The 3,166-nt window shown below is 30.4% G+C and carries 4 protein-coding genes; all 4 read left to right on the top strand.

Annotation, left to right across the window (positions count from 1 at the left end):
* On the top strand, window positions 1-223 hold a 223-nt coding region (locus tag HZR21_RS11335; RefSeq protein WP_138492540.1), incomplete at its 5' end, for a DDE-type integrase/transposase/recombinase.
* An 80-nt stretch (window positions 224-303) separates the two neighbouring features.
* A complete protein-coding gene (locus HZR21_RS11340; protein ID WP_180747696.1) occupies window positions 304-672 on the top strand; it encodes an Rgg family transcriptional regulator in 369 nt (122 codons plus the stop codon).
* 411 nt (window positions 673-1,083) lie between these two features.
* A complete protein-coding gene (locus HZR21_RS11345; protein ID WP_180747697.1) occupies window positions 1,084-1,911 on the top strand; it encodes an ABC transporter ATP-binding protein in 828 nt (275 codons plus the stop codon).
* Complete coding sequence (locus tag HZR21_RS11350) at window positions 1,904-2,614, top strand: ABC transporter permease (RefSeq protein ID WP_180747698.1); 711 nt, start codon at window positions 1,904-1,906, stop codon at window positions 2,612-2,614. Before HZR21_RS11345 ends, HZR21_RS11350 begins: the two co-directional genes overlap by 8 nt.
* The last annotated feature ends 552 nt before the right edge of the window (window positions 2,615-3,166 follow it).

Genomic DNA, 3,166 nt, shown 5'->3' on the forward strand with positions numbered 1-3,166 from the left:
GACAGAGCACCGAACTGTGAAGTATCTTAACAATTTAATAGAACAAGACCATCGACCTATTAAACGACGGAATAAATTTTATCAAAGTCTCCGTACAGCCTCTTCCACGATTAAGGGCATGGAGACCCTTCGAGGAATATATAAAAAGAACCGAAGAAATGGAACGCTCTTCGGCTTTTCCGTGTCTACTGAAATCAAGGTATTAATGGGAATACCAGCCTAAGATATTTGGAGTTCAGAAAGGGCGCGTTTGATTTTCAAACTTCGCAACAGAACCAGTTATTGTATTATACTTGTTTGATTTTGGATGAGGGAGATATTTGTTGGTTTTGGCAATTGGTAACGGATAGAGCTTGTCATTTTAATAAAGGGAATAATCAGAAACTGTTTTTAGCAACATTACTTAATATTTATGAGTTAACAGTTTTAGATCGTCAAAATATAAGTAATGCTAACGTTTTTAGAGTGAGTCTTCAAAATTTTATCGTAAATAAAGAGCCTACTATTTTGATTGTGTTTACTATTGTGACTTATTTTCATGATTATTTACTGGAAAAGACATCAGAAAATCGCAAAAAGATAGAAAATTATCTAAATGCGACAGAAACGATTGGTGTTAAATATATGGCAGATTATTATCGTAGCCGTCTAGTTGATTTAGACGAGAAGTAGTAAAATCCATAGCAAGAACAAATTACCAAGTATATTACTAACTGTTTCGTTTTTAGAGGTGCCCTAAATAATATTGTAAATTGTTCGAACTACTTTACGAACATATTCTATCATGAAAAAAATCTATTAAGAAAAGGTTGCATATCTGCGTACTCATTTATGTGCGCACATATGCAACTTTTTAAGATTGGTGATTTTTAAGGTTAAAATATAAATCTATAAAGGAGAACAGAATGAAATTAAAAGATGATTGGTTATTTGCTAATACAAATAGCTTTAAATGGTATAATATGCCTATCAATATCGACTTGATGAGTTTTTTATAGAATTATATACTCTACTGTTTAATAATATGTAAGTATAATATATGCAGAGGTATACAAAGAAAATCGAGGTTTTAAGATTAGTAAAATGATTGAATTGAAACATGTAACAAAAAAATTTAATGGTAAAGTAGCGTTATCAGATATTAGTTTTTCAATATCTGAAGGAGAAATATTTGGTTTTCTTGGACCATCTGGTGCTGGAAAGACAACGACGATCAATATTTTAACAGGGCAATTGGTTCAGGATAGTGGACAAGCTTTTATTTTGGGTAAAGATGCAAAGGATATTTCTGCTGACGATCTTTTAAATATTGGGTTTATGAGTGATACCGTTGGCTTTTATGAAAAAATGTCTCTTTATAAAAACCTAGAATTTTTTGCTAAATTCCATAATGTATCAACTGAGGTTCTGGATCACTTATTAAGAGAACTAGATTTATATCAGGATAAGGATAAAAAAGCTGAGAATTTATCAACAGGTATGAAACAAAGGTTATTCTTAATTCGTGCCATTCTACATACGCCGAAAATCTTATTTCTTGATGAACCAACTTCTGGATTAGATCCAACCTTATCGCAAAAAGTGCATCGCATTTTATTTTCTCTAAAAGAAAAAGGAGTTACGATATTCTTAACAACGCATGATATGAATGAGGCGACTAAAATATGTGATAATATTGCCTTATTATATCAAGGAAATATTATTGAGTATGGGGCACCACAATCTATTATTGATAAATATAGTGACGAAAATAAAGTTGTGATTAGATTCCAAAATGGTAAAGAAATTACGGTTCCTAAAGAGGAGGTAGCAAACTATCTTGGACAATATGTTGTCAGTATTCATACCATGGAATCATCTTTGGAATCTATTTTTGTACAATTAACAGGAAAGGCATTTAAAAATGAATAGAATAGATAGATTGAAAAGTTTGATCTGGCTTAGAACACAATATTTGAAAAGCAATAAAGCTTTAGTGTATATATGTGTTGGTACACCTATTGGTGACTTTGCTCTCTTGTCTCTTATACCTAAATTTCACGGAAGCATACTTCTTTTAAGTTTTGCTTTAAATTTTGTATATAGTATGACATCAGGTTCTTTTGTATCGATGATGATTGGGGAAGAAAAGGAAAAGAAAAATTTAAGAACATTGATTCTAAGTGGCGTCAAGATGCAGGAATATATTTTTTCTATTCTTTTCTATCCTTTTCTATTCTCTATTTTTACTTGTATATTTTTCCCAATATTTTTTGGAGTAAGCATACCAAGTTGGCCTATTTATCTTATCATTGCAATCTCAACGTCTTTAATATTCATCCTAGCAAATTTATCAATTGGTTTATTAGCTAAAAGTCAAATGCATGCATCTTTATTTACTTTTGGTATTGTCATGGTTGCTACATTTTTACCCATGTTAACAGATTTTTCGAATATTAAACTAGTAAAATACATAATAGATTGGTCATTTATTGGCGCCAATACAGAATATTTTATTAAATTGGAACATTTCAAAATAACAGATAGTAGTATTCTAAGCATGCTGCTATGGCTTATAGGATTATTCATTTTAACTAAATTTGCTTTTGCTTGGAATAGAAAAGAACATAATTGAGAAATAACTTTTTGTCAATTATAGAGAAATTATTTTTGCCAATTTTTTTGCCAAAAATAAAAAAATGTAGTAGAGTTAGTTCAAATAAAAGAACCTAAATGCCCTTATAATGCGTAAGTTTTCAGTATAACAGTGTTGAATACTATGCTTTATATCTGCAGGGGGCATCAAGAAAAGGCTCTGCACGTCGGTGTAGAGCTTTTTTTTTATTTATTTTGTAAAAGTTTTTAAAATTTAGCCATAATTTGTTTTATTGCTTGTCATTATGAGCATAATTTACGTTAAATTACAATTTATGCCGATATTAAAAAGAAGCTTTACCAGCATAGATAGTTAGATCAGGATAACTTTCCATTTTAGACATATCCAAAATAGGCATAGCTGAAGTGGTTCTGTTGCAAAGTTTTCCAAAAAATCTATTTTAGTACCCGAATTGCTAGTTAATTTCATTGGAAAATAAATAAGTCGTGCTATCCTAATCTTAAACCACTACGCATTAGAAAGCGCACGACTTATATGACTTATAATAGCACACTTCCAAAAGTTTTTGTT

It is taken from the genome of Pseudolactococcus laudensis (genome assembly GCF_013449735.1).
Lineage (GTDB): Bacteria > Bacillota > Bacilli > Lactobacillales > Streptococcaceae > Pseudolactococcus > Pseudolactococcus laudensis.

Excerpts from the sequence above, each read along its gene's own strand:
- HZR21_RS11345 (WP_180747697.1), top strand. The coding sequence starts at position 1,084 with ATGATTGAATTGAAACATGTAACAAAAAAATTTAATGGTAAAGTAGCG.
- HZR21_RS11350 (WP_180747698.1), top strand. The coding sequence starts at position 1,904 with ATGAATAGAATAGATAGATTGAAAAGTTTGATCTGGCTTAGAACACAA.